Origin of the sequence: Mucilaginibacter sp. OK283, assembly GCF_900110415.1 — a bacterium.
Lineage (GTDB): Bacteria > Bacteroidota > Bacteroidia > Sphingobacteriales > Sphingobacteriaceae > Mucilaginibacter.
The window spans coordinates 105,609-112,750 of record NZ_FODR01000016.1; the positions used below are offsets into that span (position 1 = coordinate 105,609).

A 7,142-nucleotide genomic window follows, 5' to 3' on the forward strand; every position below is an offset into this window, starting at 1 on the left:
AATTATCAGGCAAAAACATCAACGTTTTAATTAATTCACGGCACTAAGGCTGCCATGAACTATGAACTATTATCCATGAACAAATAACACCACATGACTAAAAAAAGATACTTTTTCCTGATCCTCATATTAGGTTCGCTTACAGCGCTGGCTCCTTTTTCTATCGATATGTATTTGCCTGCGTTTGAAGCCATAGGCGATTCGCTGCATACTACTGCTGCGCAGGTGGCGCTGTCGTTGTCCAGTTTTTTTATTGGTATATCGGCGGGGCAGCTGTTGTATGGGCCTTTGCTGGATAGGTTTGGCCGAAAACCGCCATTGTATTTCGGTCTTGTGTTGTATATTGTAGCTTCTGTAGGTTGTTATTTTTCCTCATCGCTGCAGATGCTTATCATTATGCGTTTTTTTGAGGCTTTGGGCGGTTGCGCGGCAAGTGTTGCAGCCATGACCATGGTGCGTGACCTGTTCCCTATTGAAGATAGCGCTAAAGTATATGCATTGTTGATATTAGTATTAGGCGCATCGCCCATGCTGGCGCCTACCGCCGGCAGCAATATCATCAGTGTATTTGACTGGCAGGTGATATTCCTTATCCTGATCATTATGGCGGCGTTAATATTTATAGCGGTATTTTTCTTTTTGCCCGAAAGCTATGGTCCCGATCCAACCTATTCGCTAAAACCAATACCCATTATCAATAATTTTTTGCAGGTTATAAAGGAGCCGCAGTTTTTCACTTACGCAGTGGCCGGCGCGTTTATGTTTGCGGGGTTGTTTACCTATGTAGCATCATCATCAATTATATTTATAAGCTTTTTTAAAATAAGTAAACCAGCCTTCGGCTGGGTGTTTGCGGGGTTATCACTTGGCTTTATTGGCTCCAGCCAGGTAAACAGCAGGCTTATTAGATATTATAAAAGCGAGCAGATAATTAACGTTACGCTGATTTGTATGGTTATTATATCGGCGGTGTTTTTTATAGGCTCGCTTAAAGGGTGGTTCGGTATGGCCGGTACTATTGCCATGATATTTGGTGTTTTGTGCTGTGTGGGTATTTCCAGTCCCAACAACTCGGCTTTGTCGTTAGCTCCTTTCACAAAAAACGTCGGTTCTGCATCGGCATTAATGGGCGCATTACAAATGGCTATAGGTGCACTGGCATCATACGGTATTACGCTTATCAAAAATCAGGGTACTTTGCCAATGGCAGCAGTTATGGCCGTATCATCGGCGGTGGCGCTTGTGGTACTGCTTATTGGTAAGCGGTTTATAAAAAATAAGGTAGAGGCGGTAGCCGAGGCCACTATGCCGGCGCATTGAGGGTTTGAAATCATATTTGACCGAATTGCAGACTTACGAAGTTTTTAAAACTTCGTAAGTCTTTTGCCGGTAAGTACGCCCCCATCTGCACATCTGAAATCTATAATCTGCACATCCGCCTACACCAGCACCTCATCAATTATCCCAAATTCTTTGGCTTCGGCGGCTATCATCCAGTAATCCCTGTCTGATACCTGGTAAACTTTTTCGTAGGGCTGGCCGCTGTGTTTAGCAACTATTTCATACAATTCCTGTTTCATTAGTAATATTTGTTGCGCGGCTATCTGGATATCTGATGCCATGCCCTGCGCGCCGCCTGATGGTTGATGCAGCATTACGCGCGAATGTTTTAAAGCAGCCCTTTTGCCAGCCGCGCCGCCGCATAATAATATCGCGCCCATGGATAAGGCTATGCCCGTACAAATGGTAGCTACATCGGGGCTGATGAAGTGCATGGTGTCGTAAATACCCAGGCCGGCGTATACCGAGCCACCGGGCGAGTTAATGTACATCTGGATATCTTTTTTAGCATCTGTCGACTGCAGGAAAAGCAGTTGCGCCTGGATAATGTTGGCTACATTGTCATCAACAGCCTGGCCCATAAAAATGATGCGGTCCATCATCAGGCGCGAGAATACGTCCATCTGGGCTACGCGCATTTCGCGCTCTTCAGTAATATAGGGTGTCATGGCAGTTGGCAAAGCGCTTTTTTCGACCCTTGAGATGTAGCTATCTACCAGCGAACCGGCAATAGCATGGTGCATGACCGCATATTTGCGGAATTCCTGTTTATCAATATTCATGATTTAAAGTGGTGAGTAGTGAGTGGTGAGTTTTAAGTCGGAAGCACTAAGTCATAAGTCTTGTTTTTTTGTCGATTAAGACCCTGGGCTTAAGACTTAATACTTTCGACTTAAGACTTAAAAAATAACCGGGTAATCTTTTGTTTGAAGCTCAGATGTTCGGGCTGGCTGAATAGTTGCTCATGAGCTGCCTCTATCTCTTGTTTTAATTGTTTGCGGCTATACTGCCGTACCATGCTATATACTTGTTTTTGGGCAGATGCCTCAACCTGCAGGCAATCATCCAGCAATAACCTGGCTTCAAACAGTAAAGCATCCGTGGGCTTTTGGCTGCCAAGCAGGTGTACTTCTATCCGGGCTATGTTATTTAAGGAAGTCCTCATAGGTTAGCTCTTTTTGTTTAACAGTTTCCCTTACTTTTTCTATGCATTTATATTTCTGCACGGTGGCCGATCGTACGCCCGCGAAGCCAAATGTTTCGGCAATCTGGGTCATGGGCAGCTTATCGTAATAAAACGAGCGGAGCAGTTCCATGCAGCGTTTGCCGGTAGATTCTAAAAAGTGTAGCAGTTTATTATTGTCGGGTAAACCGGTGGGCTCCTCCGCAGTGTTTACTATAATAGCTTCATTTAGCGGCGAGGTTTTGCCGCCTTCTTTATAGCGTTTTATCCATAGGTACCTGGCGGTGCCATAAATATAAGCTCCGTCGCTATTGTTAACAGATAACCCGGTCTGTCCAGTTTTTTCGTAATAATTGAGTAATGCGTCCTGGAAAACATCTTTAGCCTCATCAAATGAGCCCCCGCAGCGGGCCACGTACTTTGCTACAGCCGGGAATACCTTTTTATATAGCCCAACAAAAAGCTCCTGCCTTTGCTGCGCCTGCTCCTGTAATTTAACTGTATCCATTGTGTACTGTTTATTACTATGTGCAAGTTAGGGAAGATATATCACCTTTTGAGAGAAAAGTTTTTTGTAGCAAGGACTCTTGGATGATTAACGTTATGTCATTGCTGCGTACTTTATAATGACACGATTGTAAGTTATTGACTATCAATATTAAATATCCGTCATTGCGAGGCACGAAGCAATCCCCTACATGCTAAGTCCCATATTGTTCGGGATTATTAATGTTGTGTTTTGATTTTTATAGGTATTAATGAGATCTCTGCGGTCGGTTATCTTCGTACCTTATAATGACGTCGATATAAGCTATTGATTATCAGATGCATTTTTATCCCCTTGTCGAGAGAGGGCGGGGTGGAAAGTGCGGTACCAGGTTTTTTTAGCACCAAAGTGTACTGTACCGGTAAAAGTGATACACCCTGACACATCCTGGTACGGGGTGGCACACCCTGGTACGGGGTGGTACACTACTTGCGGTTAATATTTTTAAGTAAAACAAAACAATCAGCGAAAAGTGCTTTGGGTCGCAGGCAGGGGTATGTTTTTCCGCGTTTCATTGCACGTGCATAAACACACCTCTCCGACCTCTTGAAAGGGGAATCCGCAAAATTTCGTGTCTACACATTCAGCACAATTTGCAATCACGTCATCCCCATTTTTTTCAGGGATATCCTGATATGTACTCGCAATGACGGTAGTTTAGAACACTCGTTTAACTATATCTGTTGCACGTCATAACGATTTTTTTTCCTAACGGATATTCGTATGACATATCCAGGACCTAAAATTTACTTGCTCTTAACGCCGTCACCTTCGATGCATCAACACCAATAGTTTCAAAAACTATTTTGTTTTCCGTTAGTTCCGATACGGTGAAAACATAGCTGCGAGTTTTACCATCTTCTAATTTTTCGGTCATGTTCATGTTGCCGCCATTAAGGGTAAAGGTGCCATGCGCTAAAAATTTGCCACCCCATACAATCAGAAACTTCATTTCGGGCGTAAACTGGATATATGGCGCTACCTCATCAAGGTCGGCCTTTTTCATGGTATCCGGAGGGCTGGCATTGGGGTGCTCTATTTTTACATATTTCCATTTGCCGGTAAGTGTGGTGACCGAAACTGACGGCTTGCATGCGGTAATGAACAGCAATACAACAGCAAACAATAAAAAGCTATGTTTAATCATGATGGGGACAATTGTTTGCCTAAGCTATAAAATTGCTGTTAAAATAAACAGGAAAATTATTTGCCCTTTGTTTGTTTTTTCATTCGTTCTTCGGCTTTTTTTACTTCGTCCTTTTCGCTCATGGGGAAGTCGGTTTTGAGTTCATTTTTAGCCTGCTTGCTGGTATCGGGGCTTACTTTTTTTGGAGTGATTTTATTGGATGTGGCCATGATCATAAAGTTTTTAGTTGTATTACATTTTAACTCCTGGCGATTTGGATTTGTTTGCAATTATTTAAAGTAGATGAAGGGAGCATCAGGTAGTTAGTATCAAGTATCAAGATTTTTAAACACTTTGGTTCTGTGGGCTTTTAGCTTCTGAGGCCACCCTGTTGTCTTTCATGAGCTTATCATTTTCCTGTTGGAATTTTGCAAAATTTTACCACTTTCAAAACTTCTTGATTTAAATAAATCCGAAATCGAACATTCGAATTCCCAAATCCAAAAATATTTTTTAAAATTGTTGTAACAACCTATAACCGTAACTGTCTAAATGACACTAAATAGCCAAGGACTCCCTTCCAAAAGGTATGCTACTTAGTATTGTGAGGGCCCGCACCTTAAGGGTTCCGTTAAAAAATCAAAAAAAAATTAAATTCTAAATCTTAAAAAAATGGACAAATCAATTGTTATGCTTTTTTATGCCGTGCCCCTAATTTTATTATTGGTACTGTACAAATTTGTTTTACGCGTATTCTTTGGGATGGTGATCGTCCCCGATGATCGTATTGGCCTGGTGGTTAAAAAGTTTACCTTGTCAAGTAAATCGCGGTTGCCCGACGGACGTATCATTGCCACCAATGGCGAGGCCGGTATGCAGGCCAAAGCGCTTGCGCCAGGCTTGTACTGGGGCATGTGGCCCTGGCAGTATGGTATTACCATGGAGCCCTTTACCATTATTGAGCAAAATAAGCTCGGGCTGGTAAAAGCAAAAGACGGTGCATCGTTTGATACTGGCCGTGTGCTTGGTAAACCGGTAAACTGCGATAAGTTCCAGGACGCTATTGCATTTCTTGACAACAATGGCCAAAAAGGACCGCAGGCCGCCTTCCTTACACCAGGTAGTTACCGTATCAATACTTTCTTGTTCGAGATTGTAACGGTACCTATTACCCAGATCCAGGAAAACAAAGTAGGTATTATTACCACGCTTGATGGTGAGCCGCTGGCCAAAGGCGAAATTGCCGGCTACTCGGTAGAAGGGCATAAGAACTACCAGGATCCTATAGCGTTCATCAACGCTGGTGGCCGCAAGGGTTTGCAGGAGGATGTCATCCTGGCCGGTACTTATTACCTTAACCCCTGGTTTGTAATTGTGGAGCAGGTAGATATGATATACATACCCATTGGTTATGTAGGCGTTGTTAACTCCTTTGTTGGCCCCGAAGGTAAGGATACCAGCGGTGATGCCTTTAAACATGGTAATATTGTAAAACGTAACGAAAAAGGCGTTTGGGATGAGCCGCTTGACCCTGGTAAACACCCCGTAAACATTTATACCCACGCGGTTGAAATTGTGCCAACTACCAACATCGTGCTTAACTGGGCCGATAGCCGTACCGAGGCGCATGAGCTGGATAAAAACCTGTGTACTATTACCGTAAGGTCATCAGATGGTTTTACCTTCAATCTTGATGTGTCACAAATTATACACGTTCCGCGTAACGAAGCACCAAAGGTGATAGCACGTTTTGGTAAAATGAAAAACCTGGTATCGCAGGTATTGGAGCCTACCATTGCCAACTATTTCCGTAACTCGGCCCAAAGGAGTGATGTTATCGGCTTTTTGGCCAACCGTATTGAAAGGCAAAATGATGCTAAAGAACACATTAGCACCGTACTGCAAAGCTACAATGTAATAGGTGTAGATACCCTGATTGGCGACATAGTGCCGCCAGCCGCTTTGATGAAAACCTTAACCGACCGTAAAATAGCCGAACAGGAAAAAGTAACTTACGAGATACAACGCCACGCCCAAATTGAGCGTAAGGAATTTGAAAGCGCCCGTGCCGGTGCCGATATGCAGCCGGAGGTTGTAAAATCGACCCGCCAGGTTGAGATAAATACACAAATGGCTGCCTCAAGGGTTGCCGCATCACGTGGTGAGGCCGAGGCAAAAACCATTAACGCAAAAGCGGATGCCGAAGTAAGGATTACTATAGCGAAGGCTGATGCCGAAGCCAAAACCGTAAATGCTAAGGCCGACGCAAACGCTACCGAAGTGAATGGTTTGGCCGAAGGTGCTAAAATTAAAGCCATAGGTATGGCCGAAGCCGAAGTTACCAAACAAAAAACCGAAGCCATGGGTACCGAACAATACGCCATTGTGCGTGTAGCCGAAGCCCTTGCCAGCAATGGTATTAAACTGGTACCAGAAATAATGGTAAGCGGCAAAGAAGGCGGTGGCAACGGCATTATAGACGCCTTAATTGGCAGCGAAATGCTTAAAAAGCTGCAAAAAGCCAATGAAGAAGGTGGAGCAGTGAGTGGTGAGTAGTGAGTAGTGAGTAGTGAGTAGTGAGTAGTGAGTAGTGAGTAGTGAGTGGTGAGTAGTGAGGAGTGAATGGTGAAAGTTGGTAAAAGGCGGGGACTGTGCGATTCCTTCCTTGGGGAAGGGAAGGTAGGGGTTAAATCAGGCGAAAAGTAGTGTATTTGTAAATCGTGCGGAGAAACCCCTCCCAGCCTTGCTTATAACTCCGATATGCTCCATGGGAATGAATTTCAAAATCATCCATTATTAAACACAAATGGCGCATCGAAAGGTGCGCCATTTGTGTTTAATTCGACCACTGACCACTGACCACTGACCACTGACCACTGACCACTGACCACTGACCACTGACCACTGACCACTGACCACTGACCACTGACCACTGACCACTGACC

Annotated in this window: 7 protein-coding genes; 2 read left to right on the forward strand and 5 right to left on the reverse strand. The window is 44.0% G+C overall.

Translation table 11 applies throughout. From position 1 onward, the window contains the following. Positions 1-93: 93 nt before the first annotated feature. Positions 94-1,320 (forward strand): multidrug effflux MFS transporter, encoded by a 1,227-nt coding sequence (locus tag BMX56_RS27160; protein WP_090652860.1) that lies wholly within the window; start codon positions 94-96, stop codon positions 1,318-1,320. Positions 1,321-1,439: 119 nt separating this feature from the next. Here the strand turns inward: BMX56_RS27160 and BMX56_RS27165 are convergent, their stop codons facing one another. The 5 genes from BMX56_RS27165 to BMX56_RS30310 all read right to left on the reverse strand — a co-directional run bounded on the left by BMX56_RS27165 (position 1,440) and on the right by BMX56_RS30310 (position 4,427). Further along, a complete protein-coding gene (locus tag BMX56_RS27165; RefSeq protein WP_090652861.1) occupies positions 1,440-2,123 on the reverse strand; it encodes a ClpP family protease in 684 nt (227 codons plus the stop codon). Positions 2,124-2,233: 110 nt separating this feature from the next. Beyond that, positions 2,234-2,506, reverse strand: a complete 273-nt coding sequence (locus tag BMX56_RS27170; protein ID WP_090652862.1) for a hypothetical protein — start codon at positions 2,504-2,506, stop codon at positions 2,234-2,236. Then, on the reverse strand, positions 2,487-3,032 hold the full coding sequence (locus BMX56_RS27175) for an RNA polymerase sigma factor (RefSeq protein ID WP_090652863.1): 546 nt from the start codon (positions 3,030-3,032) through the stop codon (positions 2,487-2,489). The genes BMX56_RS27170 and BMX56_RS27175 overlap by 20 nt, the downstream gene beginning before the upstream one ends. A 778-nt stretch (positions 3,033-3,810) precedes the next feature. Next, positions 3,811-4,218 (reverse strand): lipocalin family protein, encoded by a 408-nt coding sequence (locus BMX56_RS27180; protein ID WP_090652864.1) that lies wholly within the window; start codon positions 4,216-4,218, stop codon positions 3,811-3,813. Positions 4,219-4,274: 56 nt separating this feature from the next. Then, the gene (locus BMX56_RS30310; protein ID WP_177183937.1) at positions 4,275-4,427 is read right to left on the reverse strand and encodes a hypothetical protein; all 153 of its coding nucleotides are present in this window, start codon (positions 4,425-4,427) and stop codon (positions 4,275-4,277) included. Between the two features lie 442 nt (positions 4,428-4,869). On the opposite strand from BMX56_RS30310, the gene BMX56_RS27190 reads away from it, so the two are divergent. After that, on the forward strand, positions 4,870-6,753 hold the full coding sequence (locus BMX56_RS27190) for an SPFH domain-containing protein (RefSeq protein WP_090652866.1): 1,884 nt from the start codon (positions 4,870-4,872) through the stop codon (positions 6,751-6,753). Positions 6,754-7,142 lie beyond the last annotated feature (389 nt).

Bases quoted from the DNA above. Each gene is read 5' to 3' on its own strand.
- BMX56_RS27160 (WP_090652860.1), top strand. From the start codon at position 94: ATGACTAAAAAAAGATACTTTTTCCTGATCCTCATATTAGGTTCGCTT.
- BMX56_RS27165 (WP_090652861.1), bottom strand. From the start codon at position 2,123: ATGAATATTGATAAACAGGAATTCCGCAAATATGCGGTCATGCACCAT.
- BMX56_RS27170 (WP_090652862.1), bottom strand. From the start codon at position 2,506: ATGAGGACTTCCTTAAATAACATAGCCCGGATAGAAGTACACCTGCTT.
- BMX56_RS27175 (WP_090652863.1), bottom strand. From the start codon at position 3,032: ATGGATACAGTTAAATTACAGGAGCAGGCGCAGCAAAGGCAGGAGCTT.
- BMX56_RS27180 (WP_090652864.1), bottom strand. From the start codon at position 4,218: ATGATTAAACATAGCTTTTTATTGTTTGCTGTTGTATTGCTGTTCATT.
- BMX56_RS30310 (WP_177183937.1), bottom strand. From the start codon at position 4,427: ATGGCCACATCCAATAAAATCACTCCAAAAAAAGTAAGCCCCGATACC.
- BMX56_RS27190 (WP_090652866.1), top strand. From the start codon at position 4,870: ATGGACAAATCAATTGTTATGCTTTTTTATGCCGTGCCCCTAATTTTA.